Genomic DNA, 26,985 nt, shown 5'->3' with positions numbered 1-26,985 from the left:
TGCGGTGCAATAGATTCGCAAACGCACGTGACATGGGCGAATTGCACAAGATTGGTGATTGTCCCGATTTGCTGACGGGTTATTTTGGCGTCTTATACGCCCCTAGCTGACTTAGCCGTTAGCTCGCTGCCAAGCGGCTCTCGAGGGATTCACCTCCGACATGGCACGCTTCGTGCATTACCTTGCGCACAGGGTGCAGGTTCGTCGGACGGAAGAGCAGAAACGCCGCTGCCGGCCAACCGGACGCCCCCACCCGGCACTCGACGCTCGAGTGCTTGAAGAGTGCGCGGCGCAGGGCAGCGCACCGGAGTTAGCTTCGCTGAGGTGAGGACATGATGCTGTTCGACGATTTGAGAGATAACGAGTGGGCGCTGGTCGAGGGTCTGTTTTGCTCGGAGCCCGCGCGGAGCGAGCGGCGCGGCCGTCCCCGCGTGGAAGCCCGGTCGGTGGTCAACGCCGTGCTGTGGGTGCTGTCGACGGGTGAAGGCTGGTCGAAACTGCCGGGCCGCTACCCGTCCCCGCCGACCTGCCGCCGCCGCTTCGACGAATGGCAGGCGGACGGTACGCTCGCCGAAATCGTGAAACGACTCGGCACGAGCGGCCGGCAAATCTCGCTGCGCGGACGCATCGGCGCAAGCGCGGCGAAGCCGCCCGCCCCGCCGAGCCGCGACCGGCTGCGCGGCGCCTTCTGGACCAATCCGGAATCCTGGCGCGCCCCCGTCAAGATGGCGTAACGAATGCTCGATCGGGCGGCTGCGGCCGCCCGGTGTCTTTCTGCGACGCGACTTCGTTGCGTCGCACGCTTTGCCGTCGATTACCGTTGTCGTGCCGCGAAACATCTATTTACCAATATTTACAGCAAGCCTGCACTCCCACGCTTACCTTAGCGTCATATCAACAGGCCGCACGGACGGCTTGAGAGGGAGCCCCGCCATGAAAACAATGTCACTGCTCGTTGCATGCGGCATTGTCGTTTCCGTGGCGCTGGCCGCTCCGGCCCATGCCGACGATCGCGCGAAGCCGCCCCATCGCCAGCAGGACCACCGCAACAGCCTCCGCCAGCCGCCGGCCGCCAACTCGTCGAGCCGGCAAACCGTGCCGCGCGGCGACTTGCGCGGCGATATCGCCAGCAACGCTCGGGCGCGGATCGGCTCACAGCCGCCCGGCATGTCGCGTCATCCGTAGTCCTGTCGATTTCGAGATTTCGCCAAAGAAAATGCCCGGATCCGGGAACTGCGCCGCATGCGGCGAGTCACATCGTTGCCATGAGCACAGCGTGGCAGCAGCAAAAGTATCCGGTACGCCCGTATCCTCGCGATACGGGCTTTTTTTTGCATCGCCGGCCTGCGCGGCGACGCACGGGCCGGGATGAAGCCCGCTACAGGCGGCTTTCGAGAATCGCCACGGCGCCCGCTTCGCTCAATGCGTAGTCGTCCATGCGGCGATCAGTCCAGGAAAGTAATTTCTCGGCGCGCTCGAGGCGCGAGAATTCGGCTCGACCGCTGTCGGTCAGTACGGCAATGTCGACCGGTGCATGAAAGCCCGGTGCGGGGGCAACGGTCTTCTGCCTGACCGTGTCCATCAGCCCGAGCGAACGGAGATACTCGAACACGCCCGGGCGGCGTGCCCACGGTACCTGGCGGTACTGCACTCGTCTCAATGCGTCGAGCACCGCTTCGTTGGAATACGTGGCCATCTCGATTCTTTCTTAAAGTGCAGCGACAATGCGAAGCGGCGCACCGGGCGGGGTCTCCGCCCGCCGAAACCGCCACCGATTCTGGAGGCCAACGTTGTTCGGCGTCGCGTCAGGGCCGTATCGTCAGCCGTCCATAAAAAGACACCATACCCCAATCAAATTGATTCTGTTCGATTCATTTGTACTTCTCTTCATCGGTTTCATGCTCTGCCGCAAGCAGCGTCGAACCATTTCGATCGCCGCCGCCGCGCTGTTCTGGCTGCTCGCGACGGGCTGGCTCGCAGCGCCGCTGATCGCGTGGACCGAGGCCGGCGTCACGCCGGTCGAGCGCCCCGACATGCATGGGCGCACCACGCTGATCCTCATCGGCGCCGGCACGCACCGCACCGACACCGGATTGCAGCCGCCGCCGGACGGCGTCGCGCGCATCCGCAAGGTGGCGGCGCTCTATCGCACGTGCCGGCAGCAGGCCCAGCGCTGCACCGTCGTGATGTCGGGCGGCGACCCGCAACATCACGGCGACACGGAGGCGGCCGTCTACGGACGCCAGCTCGTCGCGCAGGGCGTGGCGCCCGCCGACCTCGTGCTCGAACCGAACAGCCGCACGACCTACGAAAACGCGAAATTCACTGCGTCTATACTACGCTCACAGTATGACGACGCGCGCATTCTCGTCACGTCGTCGTATCAGATGCGCCGCGCCCTGCTCGATTTCCGCCGTTTCGGCATCGATCCGCAGCCCGTTTATGCGAATCTCCGCCGCGCGCAGACTGGCTGGCTGCCGCGCTGGCGCAATGTGGCCAACGCCGCGCAGGCGCTGCACGAGCTGGTGGGAATCGCGCAATTCCACGTGTATCGCTGGCTCGGCTGGTTTTGACGACACCGGGAAACCCGGCGCGAAAATCGCGGTGCCACCCGGATGGCAGACGCGTGACGAAGTGCGCGAAGTGTTGCGCGACTTCAACGAGGTCTTGCGTCGTGCGACGATCCGGTGCACATTGATCCGTCACTTTTGTTACACTCGACACGCACTCGACGGCAGTCGCCAGACAAAACGGCAACACTCGGGTTCATCACCACTTAGCGGAGGTAAAGCAATGAAGAAGACGTCCCTGGCTATCCTGGTAGCGATGTCGGCGCTGACTGGCGCAGCGTACGCGCAAGAGAGCACGCAGATTCAAACCATCACCGATCCGGCCAAGATCGCCGAGATCGAGCAGCGTGCACAAGCGCTGCAACAGCAACAAGCGGCCGAAGCGGCTCAGCCGGCGGCGCAGGAAGAGCATCACCACGGCAAGAAGGCTGCGCATCACAAGAAGGCCGCCAAGAAGGCGAAGGCTGCAGACGCTGCCAGCCAGTAAGTTCGGCGGCACCGCTTCAGCGAAAAGCCGAATCCGGGCAGCCGGGTTCGGCTTTTTTGGTTGCGGCGCCTGCGCGCTGTGCTAAAGTCGCGCACCGAAATTTTCCACCCGTGCGCACCCCGGTGCGGAGGACAGCATGAGCAACATTCAACTCGACATCGAGTGGACCGAAGCCGCCACTCGCCAGATCAAGCAACTGATGCCCCGCGGCTCGGCCGACGCGTTCCTCGCGCTACCGCCGATCGAGTGCCTGCCGATGGAAGGCGACGTGCTGTTCCTCGGCCCGCAAGGCAAGCAGCAACCGTTCATCGTTGCCGAGCGCCAGTATCACCATGACGGCGACGCCGACTGGACGATCATCCTGATCCTGGACGTACCCGGCACGTCGCACTGACGCGCCGCCCGCGACCGGACACGTCCGGTCGCCCTGGCCTGCTCGCGTTCAGAGGAGCTTCGACAGCACGCGGATTTCGGAACGCTCGATCCAGTCCGCGGCCGCCTCGCGATAAGCGAGAATATGCGCGGAACGCGCATGAGCAGCCAACGCCTCCTCGCTCTCCCAACGCTCGACGAATACGAACCGCGCGGGCTCCTTCAGATCCCGGTGCAAGTCGTACTGCAATGCGCCGGCTTCGTTGCGGGTCGGCTCGACGATACCCTCGAGCACGGTGCGCAGTTTTTCCTCCGCGCCCGGCTTCGCCACGATCAGCGCCACGACTGCAATTTCCGCCATTCCCGCCTCCTTCGTCCGAAAAAGTCCGAGAATACGCGAATCCCGCAGCGCGCATCGGCTACGCCGATACGGCATGACGATGGCACAAAAAAAATAGCCCGCGCTTCAGAGAAGCGCGGGCGAAACCGTCGCCCTACGAGGATAGGCGACGGGGCCATCGAGATCCGCACGCGGGTGCGGATCATCATCTGTTGTGCGGACGCTTGTCGCGTCGGCATGTGAAGGCATCGAGACCGTTGTTCGGCGCACGCGGCGCACGCTCCGGACGCTGACGCCAGCCTCCCCGTTCTAACGATTCCAACCTATAAAGCAGGTTACGTGCCAAGCTCGACATGCACGACACTCCTTTGATTTGTAAGGACAATTTTTTGGATCGGCGACAATGTGACACGTGTTCTGTCGTCGTAACGCCCGAATGTTACGTAACGTCACGAGGCGGGCCGAACCACTAGAACAATCGCACGCGCCAGCGAGCAGCCATGAAAAAAGCCCGCCGGATGGCGGGCTTTTCAGGAGTGCGGGAAACGCCGGGATCAGCGGAGCTGATTCACGAGCAATCCCATGATTTGCCGAGCCGGCGACGACGTGTCGATCGCGCCCGCATCGTCGACGACCGCGACACGCGTCTGATCGGCAGTGAGCGCCTTCACGTTGACGCGATACTGCTTCGCCTGCTTTTCCTTCTTGCCGTGGAACAGCTGGCTCCAGAAGCCCTGCTCGGCCGAGCTCAGATCCTTCGGATCGACATAGCGCACGAAATACAGCCCCTTCGAGCGATCGCGATCGTCGACCGTGAAGTTCGCGCGATCGAGCGCGAGACCGACGTGCAGCCACGACCGGTCGTACGGCTCGCCGAGCGTGACTTCGGACGGCACGGCCGCATCAGCCGCGTCGCTGCCTTGCGCCGACGTGCGCGACACGTTCTGCGCGGCGATTGCCGCAGCGGCCTTCGACGACGCGTCGGCATCGGCCTTCTTGTCTTTCGGTACTGCGTCGTCCTTGATGTTCGCGATCGGCGGTTCGCCGTTCTTCGCGCGCTGCTCGTTCTGCGCGAGCACGGCCATCAGCCGCTTCAGGTATTCCGTCTCGAGCGCCGGATCGTTCGGCTTCGGCTCCCACTTGCTCGAATCGTTGTTCGCGCCGGTGATCGCCTCGCGCATCCCCTTCTGGCTGATGAACACGTAGGTGCCGCCGTTCGGCGCCGAATCGAGACGCGTACGGTACTTGTTGCGCTCGGCCGTCACGTACGAATTGCCCATCGCCTTCGAGATCACGCTGCGGATCAGGCCGTCGTTGATCTGCGGATGGGTTTCGTTCCAATCGGTTTCCATCACGCCCTTGTCGCGCTGGTCGACGACGAGCAGGAAGCCCTGCTCCTGCCAGAAACGGCGAACCTGCGGCCAGATCGCGGCCGGTTGCTTGCCGTCGATCACAAGCCAGCTTTCGGTGCCGTCGCGCTGGATATGCATGCCGGCCACGGCCGGCGCGACGGTGTCCAGCGCGGGCGCGGCTTGCTGGACCTGCTTGAGCGCGGACAGGGAAGTCGCGCCGCCCTGGGGCGGCAGCGAACGCTGATCGGCCGTCTCGTCGAGCATGTTGGGCGGCACTGCGAGCGACGCTTCCTTCGATTTCGAATCGCTCTTGTAGTCCACTTTCGTGGGCGACGACGTACCGCAACCGGCGACGAGCGCGCCGGTGGCGAGCACTGCAGCGAACCGCATGGTAAGACGAAGATCAGTCATGTTCGGGGAATCCTCTTCCGCTAAATCACGGCGCTTTCCGTGGATCAACCGTGCATTTTACCGGGGCCGCGCCGCGATGTGCAAAAAAGCGACGGCCAAGAAAAAACCCGCGTCAGCTTGAACTGACGCGGGTTCTTGTCTGGTCGGGGCGAGAGGATTTGAACCTCCGACCACCTGCACCCCATGCAGGTACGCTACCAGGCTGCGCTACGCCCCGAAAGAAAAAAATTATAACAGACAGTTCCCCGATTTAGAACGGGTCGCATGCATTTTGTGCCTGCCCTCGTGAAATTTTTTGGCGCGATCGTGCCGATGCAAGCAATCCGCGGCATCGAACCCGCATCGCCTTCACCGTCACCGCTTGCGCGCGATACAGATGACCGTCAGGCCGGCGATGCGGTTGAAGCGGAACATCGGCAACTCGATGCGGCAGATCGTCTTGAGCAAACCGTTGACGAACGGATGATGACGGCGCAATTGCGACGCAGGCTCGCGCGGATGCGAACGCGCCCGCTCGCCCAGCCGCAGTGCGGCCGCGAGCGGAAACGTCAGGCCGAAATAGTAGGCGCCGTGCTCGACGTCGAGCCCCGCGCGCCGGACCACGTCCTCGAGGCCGCCGAGCGTATACCTGCGCTTGTGCTCGAGAAAATCGTCGTGGCCGCTCCAAAGAAACTGGAACGCGGGAACCGTGATCAGGAACCGGCTGCCCGCAGGCGCGCCCTTCACATACTGCGTCAGCAGCCCGACGTCGTCGTCGACATGCTCGAGCACGTCCATCAGCAACACGAGATCGGCATCGAATCGATCGACGGAGCGCCGAAAGTGGATGGGCTTGCCGGCCTCTTCGCCATCGCTGTCGTCGGCGTAGCTCGTGTCGACACACCATGCTTCCGTCGCCGGCGTGCGCTCGAGCAGATGCTTCGAGAAAAAGCCGGAGCCCGCACCGACGTCGAGTATCCGGTTCACGCCCGACGCGCCCAGGAACCGGCGAATGGCGCTCGCCTTCGACGCGTAGTACCAGTGATCGCCCACTCCCGCACCCAGTACGTCGACTTCCTTCAGGTCCATGGCGCTTCCCCGTGATGGCTGCCGTGTTGTGATGTCGAATTCGCCACTGAGCCGATCTTACCTCGCCGCCCTCGCCGATCGTATCCGTCGATGCCCGGGGCCGCGCCACTTCGGCATCCGGTGAAACCCGCGCCGGCCATGGTCGACCGCGGGTTTTCAGGGGCGCGTCGAAAGACGCCGGCCGACGGTCCGGACAAACCAAACGACCGTTTGATCCGCCCGTCCATCCACCGCGAAACCATTGTCCGGCAGCCCGCCAGCGCGCCGTAACCGGGCGGCCGTTGTTTGGTAACGCCGCTCTAGCGCGCTATGACACACTGCACGGCATCGACGCTCGCGCCGTGCAGTGGCGCGCGCCCCCCGTCGATCAAGACAAGACATGGAGACAGACGATGCGGAATGCGGTCCGGCGCGGCCATCGCTCGCCTTTGGCAATTTTCGACCGGGTTGCCGGCCTGCGACGCACGGCCGCCCCGCGATCACACACGACATCCCGCGTGTTCGGCTGCGGCGCGCTGGCGCTCACGCTGCTCTGCGCCGGCTGCGCGGAATCGGCCGCGCAGCGCGACAGCAACACGTCGATCGCATCGACGAAGATAGAACGCACGAAGGCGGAGCGCCTCGCGCGCGAGCAGCAAATCGCGCGCACCGTGCCGTCGCTCGCGTCGATCAGCCTCACGCAACCGCGCCCGTTCACGCTGCGCGACTCGGGCCAGAACGGCGCGATGACGTTCCTGCGCGACGTCGATTTCCGCGTCGTCAACAATCTCGGCTTCTTCATTCATCAGCTGTCGGCCACGCTCGTGCCCACGCAGGCCGGCGCGCCGATCGTATTCGACGATCCGACGAGCTTCGAGATCGACGTGCACGAAGGCACGGTCACGCTCGACAACGCGAAGCTGACCGCCCTCTTCAACACCTACATCTTCGGCTATCGCAACGCGCCGCTGCGCAAGCTCGCGGTATCGGCCGGCGACGGCGTGATCCATCTGCAAGGCGAGATGCAGCGCGACGGCTGGGTACCGTTCTCGCTGACCGGCACGCTCGCGATCCGCGACGGCAGCCAGCTCGTGTTCCACCCGACCGGCGTACGCGTGTCGGGCCTCGACGCGCAGCCGGTGATGCGCGCGGCCAACGTGAAAATGGCCGACCTGCTGAAGGTGGAGACGCCGATCGCGCAACTCGCCGGCGACGATCTCGTGATGGCGGTCGACAAGCTGATGCCGCCGCCGCGCCTGAAGCTGACGATCACCGCGCTGCGCGTGACGCCGGCGGGCCTCGACCTGAAGCTCGACGACGGCACGCATGCGGGCTTCGCGATGCCCGCGAACGCGCCGCAGCAAGCGATGTACATTCGCGGCGGCGACGTGAAATTCATGCGCTCGATGCCGATGAACGCGGACATCCTGATCGCTCCGCTCGACGCGTCGAAGCGCGACCAGACGTTCGTGTTCGACCTGTACCACTATCGCGACCAGGTATCGGCCGGCTATTTCAACTTCGACGAAAGCGGCGCGATGGCGATCCGGATGCCTACATATGCGGGCCCGGCCAGCGGCGCGCTGCTCGGCAACGCGGCCGCGCGCCTGAACGACAGCTTCCTCGCCGCGCAGCAGAATGCGCTGCGCGACGTGCGCCAGCATTGGGAAGCGTACGCGCTCGCGGCGGACGCCGCGCGGCCCGGCATGCAGAAGGTCGCGATGCGGCGCACGTCGACGACGCCGTTCAACGAGCGGCACGTGTCGAACCGCAACCCGACGATCCATCTGCGCAACGTCGACTTCAACCTGTCCGGCGATATCGGTTTTCATGTCGAAGATCTCGACGTGGAACTCGTGTCGAAGCGCGCCGGCGAACCCGTCGATCTCGACGACCCGAACCAGTACGACATCCGCATTCTCGGCGGCACGGTCGTCGAGTCGTGGAAGGCGATGTCGGCGCTGTTCAACGACTACCTGCTCGACTATTCGCCGCGTTCGCTGAACGGCCTGCAACTGAGCGCGGACGGGCAGAACCTGCGCGTCCAGGGCGGCATCAAGCTGTGGAATCACGTGCCGGGCGTCTGGCTGCCGACCGACATGAAGGGCTCGCTGACGGTGCTCGACGACCGCCACCTCGCATTCAAGCCGTCGCAGGTGTCGGTGCTCGGCATCCCGCAGGCGACGCTACTGCGCTCGCTCGGCATCGAGCTGTCGTCGCTGACGCCGCTGCAGCGGCGCGGCGCGGAACTGCGCGGCGACACGCTCGTGCTCGACCAGTACACCGTGTTCCCGCCGCCCGTGCTGAACGGCAAGCTCGGCCAGGCGACGGTCGAGCGCGACGGCTTGCGTCTGACGTTCCGGCGCGCACCGGGCGCGCCCGCGCCGAAGCGGCCGCAGATCGATGCGCCGAGCTACATGTGGATGGAAGGCGGCGACATGAAGATGTTCAACGTGCTCGAACTGAACGTGCGCGCGCTGATCCGGAATTCGGCCGAGGCCGGCCCGATGCGGTTCGACCTGTACGGGTACCGCAACCAGGTCGCGCAGGGCTCGGTGCGGATGCTGCCGGACGGCACGCTGGTCGTCGACATGGGCCGGAAGAATCCGCTCGCGTCGCGCTGATCCGCAGGCGCGACCCGCATGAAAAAAGCCCGGTGGCGGTCGCCAACCGGGCTTTCCCATACATCCTGCGCACCGTGCGCTCAGTCGTGTTTCAGTCCGTCGATCACGTCCAGCAATGCCTGCCGCAACGCGGTCACATCGACGTTTGCGCCCGCGTTGGCCGCCCCGCGCGCATCGGCGGCCTGCACATCGGATTCGACCGGCTCCGCCGCGGCCCGATCGCTGCCCGGCGAATCGAGCCGGTTGCGCGCGCCGTTGATCGTGAAGCCCTGCTCGTACAGCAACTCGCGAATCCGCCGGATCAGCAGCACTTCGTGATGCTGGTAATACCGCCGGTTGCCACGCCGCTTCACCGGCCGCAGCTGAGTGAACTCCTGTTCCCAGTAACGCAGCACGTGTGGTTTGACCCCGCACAGTTCGCTGACTTCGCCGATCGTGAAGTAGCGCTTCGCGGGAATCGGAGGCAAGACGACTTTCTCAACCGTGGTGGTCATCGGTTAACCGTCGGTAAGGGTGCGCGGCGGCCGCGCGGGGCGTGGGCGCGTATTACTCCGCGCCGTTTTCGACCAGCGCCTTCAGCTTCTGGCTCGCGTGGAAGGTTACCACCCGGCGGGCCGCGATCGGAATCGCTTCGCCCGTCTTCGGGTTGCGGCCCGGGCGCTGCGGCTTGTCGCGCAACTGGAAATTGCCGAACCCCGACAGCTTGACGCTTTCGCCGTTTTCGAGCGCATCGCGGATCACTTCGAAAAACGCCTCGACCATGTCCTTCGCTTCACGCTTGTTCAGCCCGACGCTATCGAACAGCAGCTCCGCCAGTTCCGCCTTCGTCAGCGTCGGCGTCTCCGTGGACGCCGGCGCCGAAGCGTCGCGGTTCATGGCGCTGCGTTGCGCCGTCAGGAGGGCTTCGAATTCACTCGAGGTCATGTCGTTCATATCTGCCATACAGCGCGTTGAATCAAAACTTACGATGGAAAAAGCCGCCCGCGAACGGGCGGGCCCTCTCCTTAGCCGCGCAGGCGCGCACCGGCACGAGCCATTCGCTCGACCAGCGTCTGGATCGCCTGATCGACGACCTCGTCCTGCAGCGTGCCAGCCGCGTCCTGCAGCGTCACGCGGAAGGCAAGGCTCTTCTCGTTCGCGGCAAGACCACCGGAAGTATTTGATTTTGCACGAAATTCGTCAAAGAGTACAACCTTCTGAACGAATCGGCAGGCGTCTTCGGCAAGCGCCTTCTTCATTTCGTCGAAAAGTGCCTGAACCTCGACCGCCTGATCGACGACAACGGCGATATCGCGACGGACCGGCGGGAATTTCGACACGTCGGTCGGCGCGGGCAGCGCACGTGCAGTCAGCGCATCCGCGTCGATTTCAAACATCACCGGTGCGTGCGGCAGCTCGTACTTCTGCATCAGGCGCGGATGCAGCTCGCCGATCCAGCCGACCGCACGGCCATCGACTTCGATGCGCGCGCTGCGGCCCGGATGAAGGGCCGGATGCTCGGCCTTCACGAAGCGCGCGACCGCCGGCGCGAGCAGCGCCTCGAGATCGCCCTTCACGTCGAAGAAATCGACCGCGCGGGTCGCGACGCCCCACTGCTCGTCGAATGCCGGACCGTACGCCAGCGCGCCGACGCGCTTCGGCTGCGCATGACCTTCGACCGCCAATTCGCCGGCCTTCACCGACGGATCGGCAATGAATACGCGCCCCGATTCGAACACGCGCACGCGATCGGCGCGGCGGTTCAGGTTGTGGCGCAGCACCGAGATCAGGCTGCCGAACAGCGTCGTGCGCATGACCGAAAGCTGGCTGGCGATCGGGTTCAGCAGACGGATCGGGTTGTCGTTGCCCGCGAAATCCTGCTCCCACTCCGCATCGACGAAGCTGAAGTTGACGGTTTCCGCGTAGTCGCGCGCGGCGAGCGCGTGACGGATGTCGTGGATCGAACGCCGCGTCTCGTGGGTCGCACGCATTTCGCTCGTCGCGACCGGCGGCCGCGCCGGAATCTTCTCGAAGCCGTAGATGCGCGCCACTTCCTCGATCAGGTCTTCCTCGATCTCGATGTCGAAGCGGTGCGACGGCGGCGTGACGAGGAACGCGTCGTCTTCACGCTCGAACGGCAGGCCGAGGCGCGTGAAGATGTTCGCGATCTCGTCGGCGTCGATCTTCACGCCGATGATGCGGTTCGCGCGCGACACACGCATCTTCACCGGCACGCGCTGCGGCAGGTTCACCGCCTGATCGTCGACCGGGCCGGCCTTGCCGCCGCAGATTTCGAGGATCAGTTGCGTGATGCGCTCGACGTGCTCGACGGTCGTCGCGTAATCGACGCCGCGCTCGAAGCGATGGGCCGCATCGGTCGAAAAGTTGTACTTGCGCGCGCGGCCGCGGATGCTGTCCGGCCACCAGAACGCGGCTTCGAGGTAGATGTTGGTCGTATCGAGCGTGACGGCCGTGCTGTCGCCGCCCATGATGCCGGCCAGGCTTTCGACCTGACGATCGTCCGCGATCACGCCGACCGTTTCGTCGAGTTCGACCGTGTTGCCGTTGAGCAGCTTCAGCGATTCGCCGCGCTTGCCCCAGCGCACTTCGATGCCGCCGTGGATCTTGTCGAGATCGAACACGTGCGACGGGCGGCCGAGCTCGAACATCACGTAGTTCGAGATGTCGACGAGCGCGGACACGCTGCGCTGGCCCGAACGCTCGAGGCGCTCGACCATCCACTGCGGCGTCTTCGCGTGCGCATTCACGCCGCGGATCACGCGACCCGAGAAGCGGCCGCACAGATCGGGCGCGGCGATGCGCACCGGCAGCGTCTCGTCGAGCTCGACGTTCACCGGGCGGATGTCGACCGGCGTCAGCGGTGCGCCGGTGATCGCGGCCGTCTCGCGCGCGATACCGAACACTGACAGGCAGTCGGCCTTGTTCGGCGTCAGCTTGATTTCGAAGATCGTGTCGTCGAGATTGAGCGTCTCGCGGATGTCCTGGCCGATCGGCGTATCTTCCGGCAGGATCAGCAGCCCGCTGTGATCCTCGGACAATTTCAGCTCACGCGCCGAGCACAGCATCCCCTGGCTCTCCACGCCGCGCAGCTTCGACAGCTTGATCGCGAACGGCTTGCCGCCCTCTTCCGCCGGCGGCAGTTCCGCGCCGACCAGCGCGACCGGCACCTTGATGCCGGGCGCCACGTTCGGGGCGCCGCACACGATGTTCAGCGTCGCGCCGGTGCCGGCGTCGACCTGGCAGACATTGAGCTTGTCCGCATCCGGATGCTTGACGACTTCGAGCACGCGGCCGACGACGATCTTCGACGTCGGCGGCGCAGCCTTGCTCAGCGATTCGACTTCGAGCCCCGCCATCGTCAGCGCGTGCGACAGGGCGTCGGTCGTCAGCTGCGGGTCGACAAAGGTTCTCAACCAGGATTCAGGGAATTGCATGGATGTCTACGTTCGAAACAGGTTAGATCGACGCCCGGGCTCCGTCGGAAACGTCCGTCGGGGCATGCGCGGGCACAGGTCGGCGCGGCGAGCGGCGTTATGCGAACTGGCGCAGGAAACGCAGGTCGTTCTCGAAGAACAGCCGCAGATCCTGGACACCGTAGCGCAGCATCGTCAGGCGCTCGAGGCCGCTGCCGAACGCGAAACCGATGTAGCGCTCGGGGTCGAGGCCCATGTTGCGGATCACGGTCGGATGCACCTGCCCGGAGCCGGAAATTTCGAGCCACTTGCCGGCGTTCTTGCCGTGCTCGAACATCATGTCGATCTCGGCCGACGGTTCCGTGAACGGGAAATACGACGGACGGAAGCGCACGAGGATGTCGTCGCGCTCGAAGAATTTTTTCAGGAAGTCGGTATAGACGCCCTTGAGGTCGGCGAAGCTGATGTTTTCGTCGATCCACAGCCCCTCGACCTGATTGAACATCGGCGAGTGGGTCGCATCGCTGTCGACGCGATACGTGCGGCCCGGCGCGATCACCTTGATCGGAGGACGGTTCATGCGCGCATAACGCACCTGCATCGGGCTCGTGTGCGTGCGCAGCAGCAGCTGGCGGCCGTCGGCATCCTTGCCTTCGACGTAGAAGGTGTCCTGCATCGAACGCGCCGGATGGTTCTCCGGGCTGTTCAGCGACGTGAAGTTGTACCAGTCGGTCTCGATTTCGGGGCCGTCGGCCACGTCGAAACCGATCGAGCCGAAAATCTGTTCGACACGCTCCCACGTGCGCATCACCGGGTGCAGGCTGCCTGCACCGGCGCCACGGCCCGGCAACGTCACGTCGATCGCTTCGGCGGTGAGGCGCTGATTCAGCAGCGCGTCGGCCAGGGCCTGGCGACGGGCGGTGAGCGCGGCTTCGACCTGCTGCTTCGCGACGTTGATGCGTGCGCCTTCGGTCTTGCGTGCTTCGGGATCGAGCTTGCCGAGGCCCTTGAGCAACTCGGTCAGCGCACCCGATTTGCCGAGAAATCGGGCTTTCTCGTTTTCGAGCGTGGTGATGTCGGCAGCCTGTTCGAAGGACTGCTGCGCGTCGGCGACAATCTGGTCCAGATCCATAGATCCCATCATTTCCAACGTCATTCGGTCTTGGCGAGCGAAATGGCCTCGCCAAACAAAAAAGGGGCTCGGAAGAGCCCCGTTTTCGCTGCAGCGGCCGAGACTACCGGAACCTCGCTGCAACTAACCACGCAGTGCTAATTTCGCAATTAGGCTGCAACGGCGGCTTTCACCTGCTTGACGATCGCAGCAAAAGCAGCCTTGTCGAACACCGCCATGTCGGCCAGCACCTTACGGTCGAGTTCGATCGACGCCTTCTTCAGGCCGTTGATGAACACGCTGTAGGTCATGTCGTGCTGGCGAACTGCCGCGTTGATACGCGTGATCCACAGTGCGCGGAACACACGCTTCTTGTTGCGGCGATCGCGATACGCATACTGACCAGCGCGCATCACCGCCTGCTTGGCGATGCGGTAGACGTTATTGCGGCGGCCGCGATAACCCTTGGCCAGGTTGATGATCTTCTTGTGGCGGGCCCGTGCGGTTACCCCACGTTTGACTCGAGGCATGTTTCTCTCCTTGGAGTATCAGTTGAGGGGTTACGCGAACGGGAGCATCGCGCGGACGGAGTTCAGATCGGAATCATGAACTGCCGTTGCGCCGCGCAGATGGCGCTTGTTCTTCGTGGTTTTCTTGGTCAGGATGTGACGCTTGAAGGCTTGACCGCGCTTGACGGTACCGCCCGGACGCACCACGAAGCGCTTTGCAGCGCTCTTCTTGGTCTTCATCTTAGGCATGACGAACAACTCCAGTTTATTAGATGGCGATGGGTGTGCGGTTGGCTTGCGCCCTTGACCCGCCCTTCGAAACCCAGTCCACTTGTGTACGGCGCACCGCTTGCGCAGCCGCCGTCATCGTTGGCGCGCCGCCCTGACCGGGCTACGCGCCGAACCACTGTCGAACCTGCGCGCGATGCGCGCGGGCTCGTTACTTCTTTTTCTTCGGCGAGAGCACCATGATCATCTGGCGCCCTTCCATCTTCGGCATCTGCTCGACCTGGCCGACTTCCTCGAGATCCGTGCGCAGACGCTCCAGCATCCGCATACCGATTTCCTGGTGAGCCATTTCGCGGCCGCGGAAACGCAACGTGATCTTCGTCTTGTCGCCCTCTTCGAGGAAGCGCACGAGATTGCGGAGCTTGACGTTGTAATCCCCGTCATCGGTACCCGGGCGGAACTTGACTTCCTTGACCTGGATGACCTTCTGCTTCAGCTTCGCTTCGTGCTGCTTCTTCGATTCCTGGTACTTGAACTTGCCGTAATCCATCAGACGGCAAACCGGCGGCACCGCTTGTGGCGCGATCTCCACCAGGTCAACATCCAGTTCTTCCGATTTACGGAAAGCGTCAGCGAGTTTTACGATACCGAGCGGTTCGTTCTCGATCCCGACCAGGCGCACTTCCGGCGCAGTGATTTCACCGTTGATGCGGTGCGACGACTTATCAGTAGCGATGTTACGTTTCCTCTAAAAATTAAAAAAATGAGCCGCGCTGCCAGGGCGGTTACTTGAACGAGCGCAGGTCTTCCTGCAGACGCTCAACGAAGGCTTCGACCGGCATAACGCCAAGATCGACGCCGCCACGGGCACGCACGGCTACCGTTTGCGCATCACGCTCCTTATCGCCCACGACGAGGAGATAAGGCACCTTTTCCAGCGTGTGCTCGCGTATTTTATAGCTAATCTTCTCGTTGCGCAAATCGGCCGCCACTCTAACCCCTTGTTTTTGCAACGTTTGGGTCAGAGCGTGCGCATATTCGGCCTGACTTTCGGCGATATTGAGCACAATTGCCTGGTACGGCGCGAGCCAGACCGGCATTGCACCAGCATGGTGCTCGATCAAGATGCCGAGGAAACGCTCCATCGAACCGACGATCGCGCGGTGCAACATCACCGGCCGGCGACGGCTGTTGTCCTCGGCGACGTACTCGGCGCCCAGGCGCTCCGGCAGCACCATGTCGAGCTGCAGCGTGCCGCACTGCCACGAGCGGCCGAGGGCGTCCTTGATGTGGTACTCGATCTTCGGGCCGTAGAACGCACCCTCGCCCGGCAACTCTTCCCACGTGAGGCCACAGGCGGTCAGCGCGTCGCGCAAACCCTGCTCGGCGCGATCCCACGTTTCGTCCGTCCCCGCACGCTGGTCGGGGCGCAGCGACAGCTTGATGTCGATGTGATCGAAACCGAAGTCCTTGTACACGCTCATCGCGAGCGTGTTGAACGCGATCGATTCCGAGATGAACTGATCTTCCGTACAGAAGATGTGCGCGTCGTCCTGCACGAAGCCGCGCACGCGCATCAGGCCGTGCAGCGCGCCCGACGCCTCGTTGCGGTGGCACGAGCCGAATTCCGCGTAACGCAGCGGCAGGTCGCGGTACGAGCGCAGGCCGTGCTTGAACACCTGGACGTGGCCCGGGCAGTTCATCGGCTTGATCGCGTAGTCGCGCTTCTCCGACTCCGTCGTGAACATGTTCTCGCGATAGTTCTGCCAGTGGCCCGACGCTTCCCACAGCGAGCGGTCCATGATCATCGGCGTCTTGATCTCGAGATAGCCGGCGTCGTTCACGCGGCGGCGCATGTACTGCTCGACCTGCTGCCACAGCGCCCAGCCCTTCGGATGCCAGAACACCATCCCCGGCGACTCTTCCTGCATGTGGAACAGGTCGAGCTGCTTGCCGAGCTTGCGGTGGTCGCGCTTTTCCGCTTCCTCGAGCATGTGCAGGTACTGGTCCTGGTCTTCCTTCTTCGTCCAGGCCGTGCCGTAGATGCGCTGCAGCTGCTCGTTCTTCGAATCGCCGCGCCAGTACGCGCCCGCGACCTTCATCAGCTTGAAGACCTTCAGCTTGCCGGTGGACGGCACGTGCGGGCCGCGGCACAGATCGGTGAAGCCGCCGTGCGAATACAGCTTGATTTCGTCGCTTTGCGGAATCGATTCGATGATCTCGGCCTTGTACTTCTCGCCGATGCTGCGGAAGTAACCGGCCGCCTCGTCGCGCGACACGACACGGCGCGTGACCGGCTCGTCCTTCTTCGCGAGTTCCTGCATGCGCTTTTCGATCTTTTCCAGATCTTCCGGCGTAAACGGGCGGTTGTACGAGAAGTCGTAATAGAAACCGTTGTCGATCACCGGGCCGATCGTCACCTGCGCGTCCGGATACAGCTCCTTCACCGCATACGCGAGCAAGTGGGCGGTCGAGTGGCGGATGATGTCGAGGCCGTCGGCATCCTTGTCCGTGACGATCGCGAGCGACGCGTCGCGGTCGATCAGCGTCGACGTATCCACGAGCTCGCCATCGAGCTTGCCACCCAGCGCAGCCTTGGCGAGGCCGGGACCGATCGAGGCCGCAACCTCGGCAACTGTCACCGGATGCTCGTATTGTCGAACTGAGCCGTCAGGCAAGCGTATCGAAACCATAGCATTCTCCGTGATGCCGACAGTGGGCGGCAGACCAGGTACGCGAGATCAACTCGCGCGTGAAAATTCGCGACAAAAAAAATGCGGCCCCGCTTTCGAGGGGCCGCATTCGATACTTCACTCAAACTGAAAGGGCGAAAACGTTCCTCGACTAGCGTCGCTCCGAAGTGGTTTCGGTCAACGTTCGCGGTGTCATAACCGTATTCGCCTTGTTCGCGTTGAGTTGTGTACTGCTTCGAACACCCGTAGGCCGGGCATTCTCAATTCGTTGGTAGGCTCGATTGGATTCGAACCAACGACCCCCACCATGTCAAGGTGGTGCTCTAACCAACTGAGCTACGAGCCTAGAGAAGCTAAGATTATATGGAGTGGCTGCAGGCTTGGCAAGTGTTTTATGCGGTCGCAGCAAAATAACGCGGATCCAACCCCATCAGGATTTCCGCCCTGCCCGCACGACGCCCTGCACCTCGCCGAGCAGCGTGCACGCGCGCTGCACCTGCGCCGAATTCGAGACCTCGACCGTGAACTGCATGAAGGCCGCATTGCGGCGGCTTTGCGTCTTCACGCCCACGACGTTGATCTTTTCGCGCGCGAACACTTCGGAGATATCGCGCAGCAGCCCTTGCCGATCGCTCGCCTCGATCATCAGGTCGACCGGATAGACGGACGCGCCGCGCCCGCCCAGCACGTCGGCCGACCAGGTCGTCTGCAGCACGCGTTCCGGCGCGCGCTCGACCATCCGGCGAAACGTCGGGCAGTCGGTGCGGTGGATCGACATCCCCTTGCCGCGCGTGACGAAACCGCTGATCGGATCGGGCGGCGCCGGACGGCAGCAGCGCGCCAGCTGCGTCAGCAGCGCGTCGACGCCCACCACCAGCACGCCGGTCGATGCACCGTGCGCGACGCTCGCGCCGCTGCTGCGCTTCTCGAAATCGGCCGGCGCCTCGGGCGCCGGTTCCGGCGGCGGCGCGTCGGACAGCGCGTGCTCGACGTTGCGCAGGCTGAATTCTTCCTTGCCGACGACCGAGAACAGCTCCTCGGGCGACTTGAAGCCGAGCTTCGCGGCGAGGTTGTCCAGGCTGACCGACGTCTTGCCCTCGCGCTGCAGCGTCTTTTCGACGAGCGCGCGGCCGTGCGCGATGTTTTCTTCCTGCTCGATCGAGTTGAACCACGCACGCACCTTCTGCCGCGCACGCGGGCTCTTCAGGTAACCGAGCTGCAGGTTCAGCCAGTCGCGCGACGGCCCGCCTTCCTTCACCGCGACGATCTCGACCGTCTGGCCGTTCGAAAGCGGCGTGTTCAGCGGCACCATCACGCCGTCGACGCGCGCGCCGCGGCAGCGATGGCCGAGCTCGCTGTGCAGGTGGTACGCGAAATCGACCGGCGTCGCGCCCTGCGGCAGCGCGATCACGCGCGCCTGCGGCGTCAGCACGTAGATGTGGTCGTCGTCGAGCGACGTCTCGCGCAGTTGCGCCCACGCCTGATCGCCCGACACCTCGGTGCCGTCCTCGACGTCGTCCTTCCACGCGAGCAACTGACGCAGCCACGCGATCTTCTCGTCGTACTTGTCGCTCGCCGAGAACTGTCCGCCATAGCCGCGTGCGCCGGCCTCCTTGTAGCGCCAGTGCGCGGCGACGCCGTACTCGGCGAAGCGATGCATCTCCTGCGTGCGGATCTGCACTTCGAACGCACGGCCGTCGTCGCCGATCACGACCGTATGCAGCGACTTGTAGCCGTTCGGCTTCGGCCGCGAGATGTAGTCGTCGAACTCCTTCGGCACCGGCTGCCACAGGTGATGCACGATGCCGAGCACCGCGTAGCAATCCTTGATGTCGGGCACGATCACGCGAAACGCGCGCACGTCGTACAGCTCGGAGAAATCGAGCTCCTTGCCGCGCATCTTGCGCCAGATGCTGTAGATATGCTTCGGCCGGCCGCTGACGTCGGCCTGGATGTGCGCTTGCGCGAGCTCGTGCTGCAGCCGCGCGATCGCCTGCGTGACGTACGCCTCGCGCTCGATGCGCTTCTCGTCGAGCAGCTTCGCGATCCGCTTGTAGGTGACGGGATCCTCGAAGCGGAACGCGAGATCCTCGAGTTCCCACTTCAGTTGCCAGATACCGAGACGGTTCGCGAGCGGCGCATAGATCTCGAGCGTCTCGCGCGCGACGTCGGGCGGCGGATCGAGCTTCGCGGCCGCGTAGTAGCGCAGCGACTGCAAGCGCGAAGCAAGGCGGATCAGCACCACGCGGATGTCCTGCGCGAACGCGAGCAGCATCTTGCGCAGCGCCTCGATCTGCGTGCGCCGCTCTTCCGCCGCGTCGCGCCCGGAGTCGGGCTTCGCGTTCTGCGCGGCGCGCAGGCTGACGGTGCCGAGCCGCAACAGCTTGCGCACGTCGGCCACGAGCCGCGCGACTTCGTCGCCGAAACGCTCGGTCAGCTCGCGTTCGGGGTCGCTCAGATGCGGCGTCAGCACGAACAGCGCGGCGGCCTGCATCGCGTGCGGATCGACGTTCAGCGTGCGCATGATCGACGCCGTGCCGGCCGAGTGATCGGCGAGCAGCTCGCCGGACGACAGGCGCGCGTCGCCGGCCCGCTCGCGCACGAACGCGAGCACGTCGTCGAACGACGGCGCCGCGACGGGAGAAGCGGAAACGGATTCGGTCATTGCACGGCCTGCCGGAATACGGTCATCTTTGGCTGACGCTCAGCTCCGCTGCGCGGCGACGACCACGATCTCGACGAGCAGCGCCGGATCGGCAAGCTTCGCCTCGACGGTCGCGCGCGGCGGCGCGTTGCCTTCCGCAACCCATGCGTCCCACTCGGCATTCATGCCTTCGAAGTTCGCGAGATCCGAGATGTAGATCTGCACCGACAGCAGATGGGCCTTATCGCTGTTCGCTTCGGCGAGCAGGCGGTCGATGTGGCCGAGCACTTCGCGCGTCTGGCCGCGGATGTCCTGCGTGGTGTCTTCGGCGATCTGGCCGGCCAGATACACGGTACCGTTGTGGATCGCGGTTTCGGAGAGACGGGCCCCGACGTGGTGACGAATGACTGCCATGAAATGTTCCGGTCGTGATGGGTAGGGATTCGGGCGGCGGCACGGCCCGCGTGCCGCCGAACCGCATATTATGACGCGTTTATGCGTCGCCTTCGACGAAAAACCGCCGCGCGAGCGCAATCTGGTCCGCGCTGACGAACGCCGGCGCGTGCCCTGCCCCCGGAATCTCGACCTGCGTCACATGCCGGCCGCGACGGACCATTTCGGCCGCCGTCTCGCGCGACAGCAGGTCGGACGTCTCGCCGCGCACGACGAGCAGCGTCGCGTCCGTCGTCCCGATCGCGCGCCACAGCGCGGCCTCGCCGAGCGCGGCCAGTTCGGGCGTCGTCGCCTTGAACGGCTCGGCGATGCGCGGATCGTAGCGCATCGTCCAGCCGCCTTCGGGCAGTTCGTGCAGCAGCGGCCCGTTGATCTCGCGCCACTCGTCGGCGCTCAGCGCACCGAACGGCAGCGACAGCGACGTCAGATAATCGACTCCCTCCTGCTCGGTCGCAAAGCGCGGCTGCACGCCGAGGTACTCGCCGATACGCGTCAGCGAATCGGGCTCGATGCGCGGACCGACGTCGTTGACGATCATCCGGCGCAGCGGCGAACCGGGCAGCCCGGCAAGCGCCATGCCGATCAGGCCGCCCATCGACGTGCCGAACCAGTCGACCGATTCGACGTCGAGCCGGGCAATCAGCGTCACCATGTCGGCCACGTATTGCGGAATCGCATAGAGCCGCGGATCGGCCAGCCGGTCCGAGCGGCCACGCCCGGCGACATCGGGGCAGACGACGCGATACGTATCGGACAGCGCGGCGGCCAGCCGGTCGAAATCGCGGCCGGAGCGGGTCAGGCCGTGCACGCAGACGAGCACGCGCGAATTCGCGGGGTCGCCCCACTCGGTATAGGCGACGTGGTGAAGGCCGGCCGTGCTCGCACACTGCACGCGCCGCTGGCGGGGAACCGGGGGATTCGCTGAGGTCGTTGGCATCGTTGGCATCCTGTCGAACGGGGGGCGACGCGCGGGGCAACGCTTGCGACGCCCGATGCAAACGATTGTAAACCGCTTCGGAATGACGGGTCGCCACGCGCCCGGCCCGCCACCCGGGGTGGGTTCAGTCGTGGCGGTGCCACGCATGACGCAACTGCTCGCGCAGGAAATCGACGAATGTCCGCACGCGCAGCGGCACGTGACGGCCGCCGGGATAGACGGCATGCAGCGGCGCGGCGGACGCCGCGAAGGCCGGCAGCACGCGTACGAGCCGGCCGGCGTCGAGATCGGCGCCGACGTCCCAGATCGACTTCAGCGCAATGCCCGCGCCCTCGAGCGCCAGCGTGCGCGCCGCGCCGCCGTCGTTGGTCAGCAGCGCGGCCGTCACCTCGACCGCCACGCCGCCTTGCGCGCCGTCGAACCGCCATTCGGCACGCGGCTGGTCGCCCATCACGATGCATCGATGCGCACGAAGCTCGACCGGATGGGCCGGCGACCCGTGCGCCGCGAGATAACCCGGCGACGCGCACAGCACGCGATGATTCGGCGCCAGCTCGCGCGCGATCATCGTCGAATCGGCAAGATTGCCGATCCGCACGGCGACGTCAATGTCGGACGCGAGCAGATCGACGACCGTATCGGTCAGCATCAGCTGTACGGTCAATTGCGGATGTCGCTGCTGAAAGGCCGCCACGAGCGGCGCGATTCGCAGGCGGCCGAGCTCGCCGGGCGCCGTCACGCGCAGCACGCCGCTGACCGTGCCGCGGCGATCGCGCATCAGCGTTTCCGCCTGCTCGACCTCCGCGAGGATGCGTAGCACCTGCGCGTGAAACTGCGCGCCGTCGTCGGTGAGCGTTTGCTGCCGCGTCGTCCGGTGCAGCAGGCGCACGCCGAGCCGCGACTCGAGATGCGCGAGTCGCTTGCTGACGACGGACAACGACAGGTCGAGCTCGCGCGCCGCCGCCGACAGGCTGCCGGCCGACACGATCCGCGCGAAGGTATCGAGCGCCGGGAAATCGTCGATCAGCGTCATGGCGCCCGCCTCACCCAAACCTTTCCTTTTTTCGAATAATCCATTCGCCTTTTGCCCGTATTTGCATGCAGAACGGAAACCTACCATACCTGTTCCGCGTCGTCGCCTGACGCTTTCACAGGACCCTCGAAACCATGTCGATCCGCCTTCGTTCGGCCACCCGCCCCGTCGCGCACGCATTCGCGGCAGCTGCTTGCGTCGTGGCGCTCTGGCCCGCCGCGGCCCATGCCGCCGATCTCGTCGAGCCGCACACGCTGACCGTCGCGGCGGGCTTGCCGGCCGCACAGGCCCGCGCGCAAGTGCTGGCCGCGCGCCGCTACGGCAGCTTCTGGAATACCGGCGACCCCGCGCTCGCCCGCGCGGCGCTCGCCGACGACTTCACCGACCGAACGCTGCCGCCCGGCCGCGAACAGGGCCTACCGGGGCCGCTCGCGGCGTCCAGCACGATGCGCGGCGCGATCCCGGACCTGCGCTGCGACATCGAACAGATGATCGTCGCCGGCGACCGGGTCGTCGTGCACCTGCATTTCCGCGGGCATTTCACCGGGGCGTTCAACGGAACGGCCGGGCGCGGACAGGCGATCGACTTCATCGCGACCGATATCTATCGGATCGACCACGGCCGGATCGCGGAAAACTGGCACATCGAAGACAACCTGACGCTGATGCGTCAGCTTGGGCTCGTCGGTTGACGGAGGGGACGATGACTCACGGTAACGACACTTCCGCGACGCCGCTGCCGCGCCGCACATTCCTGGCCCAGGCCGGCGCCGGGCTCGCGGCCGGCGTCGCGCTGGCCGCAGGCACGTCCGTGCCCGCCACCGCCGCGCCGACGCCGATGCCTGCCGCACCGGGCACCACGCCGTTCTGGCCGGACGGCGCGCGGCTCGTGATCTCGATCTCGATGCAGTTCGAGGCGGGCGGCCAACCGCCCACGGGCGCGGACAGCCCGTTTCCGGCCGTCGCGTTCCCGCCGTCGGTGCCGGTCGATCTCGCGTCGGCCACCTGGTTTGCGTATGGCTACCGGGAAGGCATTCCGCGCCTGCTCGATCTGTGGGACCGGCACGGCGTGAAAGTGACGTCGCACATGATCGGGGAAGCCGCGCGCCGGCACCCCGAACTGGCGCGCGAAATCGTATCGCGCGGCCACGAAGCCGCCGCGCACGGCCCGACGTGGCGCGCGCAATTCGCGATGAGCCGCGACGACGAGCGCCGCTTCCTGACCGACGCGCGTGACATGGTCGAGGCGGTGACCGGCCAGCGCCCCACCGGCTACAACTGCAACTGGCTGCGGCGCGGCCCGCATACGCTATCGCTGCTGCAGGAACTCGGCTACGTGTATCACATCGACGACGTCAGCCGCGACGAACCGTTCATCGAGACCGTCGGCGGCCGCGATTTCGCGGTGGTCCCGTACACGCTGCGCAACAACGACATCCTGCTGATCGAAGGCCGCAACTACTCGCCGACGATGTTCGTCGAGCAGATCAAGCTGGATTTCGACCAGCTGTACGCGGAAGCCGGACAGCGGCGCAGACTGATGTCGATCAGCGCGCACGACCGGATCAGCGGCACGCCGCAGATGGTCCGCGCGTGGGACACCTTCCTGCACTACGCTCGATCACACCCGGGGGTCGTTTTCATGCGCAAGGACGACATCGCGCGCTTCGCGCTGCACAGCCCGTCGACGCTGCGCGAGGCCGAAACGATCTGACCGGATTCCGCTCAACTCTGCTCAATTCACTACCCAGGAAAGACTTTCATGAACGATCCGCTCCACGGAAAGAACGTACTCGTCGTCGGCGGAAGCTCCGGCATCGGCGCCGCCACCGCGACGGCATTCGCGCGGCGCGGTGCGCATCTGACGATCGCGTCGCGCGATCCGGCCAGGTTCGGCATCGATGCCATACCGGGCGCGCAGGTGCGGACCGAAGCGCTCGACATCACCGATACGGCGGACGTCGATGCGTTCTGCGCGCGCGTCGGCCGGTTCGACCACGTCGTGATTTCAGCCGCGAAGACGGCCACGGGCCCGCTCCGTGCGCTGCCGCTCGCCGACGCGCAGGCAGCGATGGACAGCAAGTTCTGGGGCGCCTACCGCATCGCCCGCGCGATCGATATCGCGCCAGGCGGCTCGCTGACGTTCGTGTCGGGGTTCCTCAGCGTGCGGCCGAGCGCGTCGTCGGTCCTGCAAGGCGCGATCAACGCGGCGCTCGAGGCGCTCGCCCGAGGGCTGGCGCTCGAACTGGCGCCGGTTCGCGTGAACACCGTGTCGCCGGGCCTGATCGCGACGCCGCTGTGGGATAAGCTCGCGCCCGACGCACGCGACGCGATGTACGCGGGCGCCGCCCAACGGCTTCCGGCACGCAGGGTCGGCCAGCCGGAGGATGTCGCGAATGCGATCCTGTATCTGGCGGCCACGCCTTATGCAACCGGTTCGACGGTACTGATCGACGGCGGCGGCGCGATTGCGTGACGCGTACGTGCGTTCGTGACAAAACGCCCCACGCTCCGTCGGGAACGCGGGGCGTCGAGGATCACGCACCAGGGTCGTGCTCAGGCCACGGCGCTGACGTCGAGCGGTGCGCCCGTCTTCGTCTGGATCTCGTCGACGCTCACGCCGTCGGCGAGTTCGAGCACCTTCAACCCGGACGGCGTCACTTCGATCACGCCGAGATCGGTGATGATCAGGTCGACCACGCCGACACCCGTGAGCGGCAAGTTGCATTCGTCGAGGATCTTGTGCTGATCGCCCTTCGCGACATGCTCCATCAGCACGACGACACGCCCCACCCCCGCGACGAGGTCCATCGCGCCGCCCATCCCCTTGATCATCTTGCCGGGGATCATCCAGTTCGCGAGGTCGCCCTGCTTGCTGACCTGCATCGCGCCGAGGATCGCGAGGTTGATGTGGCCGCCGCGAATCATCGCGAACGAATCGGCCGACGAGAAGATCGACGAACCGGGCAGCGTCGTGACGGTCTGCTTGCCGGCGTTGATCAGATCGGCATCGACTTCGTCTTCGGTCGGCGACGGGCCGATGCCGAGCAGGCCGTTCTCCGACTGCAGCCACACCTCGACGCCTTCCGGCACGTGGTTCGCGACGAGCGTCGGCAGGCCGATACCGAGGTTCACGTAGAAGCCGTCCTGCAGTTCCTTCGCCGCACGCGCAGCCATCTGGTCACGATTCCAGGCCATGTCAGTCTCCTTTCGCGCGTACGACGCGTTGTTCGATGCGTTTTTCCGGCGTCGCGTTCAGCACGATGCGCTGCACGAAGATTCCCGGCGTATGAACCTGATCCGGATCGAGCGTGCCGTTCTCGACGATCTCCTCGACCTCGACCACGGTGATCTTGCCGGCCATCGCGCACATCGGGTTGAAGTTGCGCGCGGTGCGGCGATAGATCAGGTTGCCGGACTTGTCGGCCTTCCACGCCTTGACGAGCGCGACGTCGGCCGTCAGCGACTGCTCGAGCACGTAGTGGCGATCGCCGAACTGGCGCGTTTCCTTGCCTTCCGCGATCACGGTGCCGTAGCCGGTATTCGTGAAGAACGCGGGGATGCCCGCACCGCCCGCGCGCAGCTTCTCGGCGAGCGTACCCTGCGGCGTGAATTCGAGCTCGAGTTCGCCGGCCAGGTACTGGCGCTCGAACTCCTTGTTCTCGCCGACGTACGACGAGATCATCTTCTTGATCTGGCGCGTTTCCAGCAGCAGGCCGAGGCCGAAACCGTCGACGCCCGCGTTGTTGCTGATGCAGGTGATGCCCTTGACGGCCGAATCGCGCAACGCCGCGATCAGCGCCTCGGGAATACCGCACAGGCCGAAGCCGCCCACCGCGAAGGTCTGTCCGTCACGGACGATCCCCTCCAGCGCGGCAGCCGCGCTTGGATAGACTTTGTTCATCAGTTGTCCCTTCCTCTATGGAAACCAGCAAAACCGGTTCACGCGCCACGTGGCGCAAGCCCGCCGCACCATTCTATGCATGCGCGGCGATGCCTGCGTCGAGGCACGCTTTTTATGTCGCGACGAACGCCGCGAGATGCCTGAAAGGGTACGATGCGGCGCGGATGCGGCACAATACGCAAAAATACATAAGCATTTCCCTCCGCCCCCGCGCCATGCCCGATCTCGATTACCAGACCGCCTTCCACCTCGCGCCGCTCGGCCTCGTGCTGTCGCGCGACCGCGTGATCGAGGACTGCAACGACGCGCTCGCGTCGATCTTCCGCTGCGCGCGGGCAGACCTGACCGGAAAATCGTATGCGGTGCTCTACCCGTCCACGGACGAATTCCAGCGAATCGGCGAGCGCATCGCACGCGTGATGGTCGCGAACGGCGTCTACTCGGACGACAGAATCATGAAGCGCGCGGACGGCGAACTGTTCTGGTGCCACGTGACGGGCCGCGCGCTCGACCGCACCGCGCCGCTCGCGGCCGGCATCTGGACCTTTGAGGATCTGAGCGCGACGCGCCGCGTCGCGGTCGAGCTGACCCCGCGCGAACGCGAGATCGCCGCGCAGCTCGCGACCGGCAAGACCAGCAAGCAGATCGGGCGCGTGCTCGACATCAGCTCCCGCACGGTCGATATCTACCGCGCGCGACTGATGCGCAAATACGGGACGAACAATACGCCGGAGCTGCTGCAGCGCCTGCTCGGGCAGTGAACGCGCATTGCATCGCGGCGCGCGAATGACGATCGGCCGCACATGGCGGCCGATTGACGGAAACGACGGGCACGGCGCGCCACCGGCGACCCGGTG

General features: G+C 65.1%; 27 protein-coding genes, 2 tRNA genes and 1 pseudogene. 10 read left to right on the top strand and 20 right to left on the bottom strand.

The window, feature by feature from the left end; all coding sequences use genetic code 11:
* Positions 1 to 335: 335 nt before the first annotated feature.
* Positions 336 to 731, top strand: a pseudogene (locus KR541_RS07410) (transposase); the annotation flags it as partial.
* A 202-nt stretch (positions 732 to 933) separates the two neighbouring features.
* Positions 934 to 1,185: a hypothetical protein gene (locus KR541_RS07405; protein ID WP_050012479.1), complete on the top strand. Its 252-nt coding sequence runs from the start codon at positions 934 to 936 to the stop codon at positions 1,183 to 1,185.
* A gap of 193 nt (positions 1,186 to 1,378) precedes the next feature.
* Here the strand turns inward: KR541_RS07405 and KR541_RS07400 are convergent, their stop codons facing one another.
* Positions 1,379 to 1,696 (bottom strand): hypothetical protein, encoded by a 318-nt coding sequence (locus KR541_RS07400; protein ID WP_050012478.1) that lies wholly within the window; start codon positions 1,694 to 1,696, stop codon positions 1,379 to 1,381.
* A gap of 160 nt (positions 1,697 to 1,856) precedes the next feature.
* Here KR541_RS07400 and KR541_RS07395 point away from each other — a divergent pair, with 160 nt between their 5' ends.
* The 3 genes from KR541_RS07395 to KR541_RS07385 all read left to right on the top strand — a co-directional run bounded on the left by KR541_RS07395 (position 1,857) and on the right by KR541_RS07385 (position 3,451).
* Complete coding sequence (locus tag KR541_RS07395) at positions 1,857 to 2,573, top strand: YdcF family protein (RefSeq protein ID WP_050012477.1); 717 nt, start codon at positions 1,857 to 1,859, stop codon at positions 2,571 to 2,573.
* A gap of 220 nt (positions 2,574 to 2,793) precedes the next feature.
* Positions 2,794 to 3,057, top strand: a complete 264-nt coding sequence (locus KR541_RS07390) for a hypothetical protein (RefSeq protein ID WP_050012476.1) — start codon at positions 2,794 to 2,796, stop codon at positions 3,055 to 3,057.
* Between the two features lie 136 nt (positions 3,058 to 3,193).
* Positions 3,194 to 3,451, top strand: coding sequence for a hypothetical protein (locus tag KR541_RS07385; RefSeq protein WP_034184019.1), 258 nt, complete (start codon positions 3,194 to 3,196; stop codon positions 3,449 to 3,451).
* A 48-nt stretch (positions 3,452 to 3,499) separates the two neighbouring features.
* Here KR541_RS07385 and KR541_RS07380 read toward each other — a convergent pair whose 3' ends face one another.
* From KR541_RS07380 to KR541_RS07365, 4 genes are all read right to left on the bottom strand, one after another.
* On the bottom strand, positions 3,500 to 3,790 hold the full coding sequence (locus KR541_RS07380; RefSeq protein ID WP_050012475.1) for a putative quinol monooxygenase: 291 nt from the start codon (positions 3,788 to 3,790) through the stop codon (positions 3,500 to 3,502).
* Between the two features lie 533 nt (positions 3,791 to 4,323).
* A complete protein-coding gene (gene bamC / locus KR541_RS07375) occupies positions 4,324 to 5,532 on the bottom strand; it encodes an NlpB/DapX family lipoprotein (protein WP_050012474.1) in 1,209 nt (402 codons plus the stop codon).
* A 140-nt stretch (positions 5,533 to 5,672) separates the two neighbouring features.
* A tRNA-Pro gene (locus tag KR541_RS07370) sits at positions 5,673 to 5,749 on the bottom strand.
* Positions 5,750 to 5,886: 137 nt separating this feature from the next.
* Entirely contained in the window at positions 5,887 to 6,600 is a 714-nt protein-coding gene (locus KR541_RS07365; RefSeq protein WP_050012473.1) for a class I SAM-dependent methyltransferase, read from the bottom strand.
* A 392-nt stretch (positions 6,601 to 6,992) separates the two neighbouring features.
* On the opposite strand from KR541_RS07365, the gene KR541_RS07360 reads away from it, so the two are divergent.
* Positions 6,993 to 9,203 (top strand): hypothetical protein, encoded by a 2,211-nt coding sequence (locus KR541_RS07360; protein WP_050012472.1) that lies wholly within the window; start codon positions 6,993 to 6,995, stop codon positions 9,201 to 9,203.
* Between the two features lie 80 nt (positions 9,204 to 9,283).
* Here the strand turns inward: KR541_RS07360 and KR541_RS07355 are convergent, their stop codons facing one another.
* The 13 genes from KR541_RS07355 to KR541_RS07295 all read right to left on the bottom strand — a co-directional run bounded on the left by KR541_RS07355 (position 9,284) and on the right by KR541_RS07295 (position 22,224).
* Positions 9,284 to 9,697 (bottom strand): MerR family transcriptional regulator, encoded by a 414-nt coding sequence (locus KR541_RS07355; RefSeq protein WP_050012471.1) that lies wholly within the window; start codon positions 9,695 to 9,697, stop codon positions 9,284 to 9,286.
* 52 nt (positions 9,698 to 9,749) lie between these two features.
* Entirely contained in the window at positions 9,750 to 10,136 is a 387-nt protein-coding gene (locus tag KR541_RS07350; RefSeq protein WP_006486093.1) for an integration host factor subunit alpha, read from the bottom strand.
* Between the two features lie 71 nt (positions 10,137 to 10,207).
* Positions 10,208 to 12,637 carry a phenylalanine--tRNA ligase subunit beta gene (gene pheT / locus KR541_RS07345; protein WP_050012470.1) on the bottom strand — a complete coding sequence of 810 codons (2,430 nt, stop codon included), beginning with the start codon at positions 12,635 to 12,637 and terminating at the stop codon, positions 10,208 to 10,210.
* 97 nt (positions 12,638 to 12,734) lie between these two features.
* On the bottom strand, positions 12,735 to 13,748 hold the full coding sequence (gene pheS / locus KR541_RS07340) for a phenylalanine--tRNA ligase subunit alpha (protein WP_050012469.1): 1,014 nt from the start codon (positions 13,746 to 13,748) through the stop codon (positions 12,735 to 12,737).
* Positions 13,749 to 13,897: 149 nt separating this feature from the next.
* The gene (gene rplT, locus KR541_RS07335; RefSeq protein WP_004192938.1) at positions 13,898 to 14,257 is read right to left on the bottom strand and encodes a 50S ribosomal protein L20; all 360 of its coding nucleotides are present in this window, start codon (positions 14,255 to 14,257) and stop codon (positions 13,898 to 13,900) included.
* A gap of 30 nt (positions 14,258 to 14,287) precedes the next feature.
* Entirely contained in the window at positions 14,288 to 14,485 is a 198-nt protein-coding gene (gene rpmI, locus KR541_RS07330) for a 50S ribosomal protein L35 (RefSeq protein ID WP_004191477.1), read from the bottom strand.
* A 190-nt stretch (positions 14,486 to 14,675) separates the two neighbouring features.
* Positions 14,676 to 15,200, bottom strand: a complete 525-nt coding sequence (infC, locus tag KR541_RS07325) for a translation initiation factor IF-3 (RefSeq protein ID WP_071734130.1) — start codon at positions 15,198 to 15,200, stop codon at positions 14,676 to 14,678.
* 49 nt (positions 15,201 to 15,249) lie between these two features.
* The gene (thrS, locus tag KR541_RS07320; protein ID WP_050012468.1) at positions 15,250 to 17,157 is read right to left on the bottom strand and encodes a threonine--tRNA ligase; all 1,908 of its coding nucleotides are present in this window, start codon (positions 17,155 to 17,157) and stop codon (positions 15,250 to 15,252) included.
* Between the two features lie 269 nt (positions 17,158 to 17,426).
* Positions 17,427 to 17,503: transfer RNA gene (locus tag KR541_RS07315), tRNA-Val, on the bottom strand.
* A gap of 84 nt (positions 17,504 to 17,587) precedes the next feature.
* Positions 17,588 to 19,822 (bottom strand): RelA/SpoT family protein, encoded by a 2,235-nt coding sequence (locus KR541_RS07310; RefSeq protein WP_089488381.1) that lies wholly within the window; start codon positions 19,820 to 19,822, stop codon positions 17,588 to 17,590.
* Between the two features lie 39 nt (positions 19,823 to 19,861).
* A complete protein-coding gene (locus KR541_RS07305; RefSeq protein ID WP_050012466.1) occupies positions 19,862 to 20,215 on the bottom strand; it encodes a RidA family protein in 354 nt (117 codons plus the stop codon).
* 79 nt (positions 20,216 to 20,294) lie between these two features.
* Positions 20,295 to 21,191, bottom strand: coding sequence for an alpha/beta fold hydrolase (locus KR541_RS07300; RefSeq protein WP_050012465.1), 897 nt, complete (start codon positions 21,189 to 21,191; stop codon positions 20,295 to 20,297).
* 124 nt (positions 21,192 to 21,315) lie between these two features.
* Positions 21,316 to 22,224, bottom strand: a complete 909-nt coding sequence (locus KR541_RS07295; protein WP_050012464.1) for a LysR family transcriptional regulator — start codon at positions 22,222 to 22,224, stop codon at positions 21,316 to 21,318.
* A 134-nt stretch (positions 22,225 to 22,358) separates the two neighbouring features.
* Here KR541_RS07295 and KR541_RS07290 point away from each other — a divergent pair, with 134 nt between their 5' ends.
* Genes KR541_RS07290 through KR541_RS07280 form a run of 3 tightly spaced genes read left to right on the top strand, consistent with a single transcriptional unit; the run spans position 22,359 to position 24,700 of the window.
* Positions 22,359 to 22,916: an ester cyclase gene (locus tag KR541_RS07290; RefSeq protein WP_050012463.1), complete on the top strand. Its 558-nt coding sequence runs from the start codon at positions 22,359 to 22,361 to the stop codon at positions 22,914 to 22,916.
* 11 nt (positions 22,917 to 22,927) lie between these two features.
* A complete protein-coding gene (locus tag KR541_RS07285; RefSeq protein ID WP_050012462.1) occupies positions 22,928 to 23,938 on the top strand; it encodes a polysaccharide deacetylase family protein in 1,011 nt (336 codons plus the stop codon).
* Between the two features lie 48 nt (positions 23,939 to 23,986).
* Complete coding sequence (locus tag KR541_RS07280) at positions 23,987 to 24,700, top strand: SDR family oxidoreductase (RefSeq protein ID WP_050012461.1); 714 nt, start codon at positions 23,987 to 23,989, stop codon at positions 24,698 to 24,700.
* Between the two features lie 80 nt (positions 24,701 to 24,780).
* On the opposite strand, the gene KR541_RS07275 is transcribed toward KR541_RS07280, so the two are convergent.
* Complete coding sequence (locus tag KR541_RS07275) at positions 24,781 to 25,422, bottom strand: CoA transferase subunit B (protein WP_050012460.1); 642 nt, start codon at positions 25,420 to 25,422, stop codon at positions 24,781 to 24,783.
* Position 25,423: 1 nt separating this feature from the next.
* Positions 25,424 to 26,128, bottom strand: a complete 705-nt coding sequence (locus KR541_RS07270) for a CoA transferase subunit A (RefSeq protein WP_050012459.1) — start codon at positions 26,126 to 26,128, stop codon at positions 25,424 to 25,426.
* Positions 26,129 to 26,343: 215 nt separating this feature from the next.
* Here KR541_RS07270 and KR541_RS07265 point away from each other — a divergent pair, with 215 nt between their 5' ends.
* Positions 26,344 to 26,889, top strand: coding sequence for a LuxR C-terminal-related transcriptional regulator (locus KR541_RS07265; RefSeq protein ID WP_050012458.1), 546 nt, complete (start codon positions 26,344 to 26,346; stop codon positions 26,887 to 26,889).
* The last annotated feature ends 96 nt before the right edge of the window (positions 26,890 to 26,985 follow it).

Origin of the sequence: Burkholderia sola (assembly GCF_905400185.1) — a bacterium.
Taxonomy (GTDB): Bacteria; Pseudomonadota; Gammaproteobacteria; order Burkholderiales; family Burkholderiaceae; genus Burkholderia; species Burkholderia sola.
Note: the sequence above shows the minus strand (reverse complement) of the source record. Positions and strands in the feature narration are given on the sequence as shown.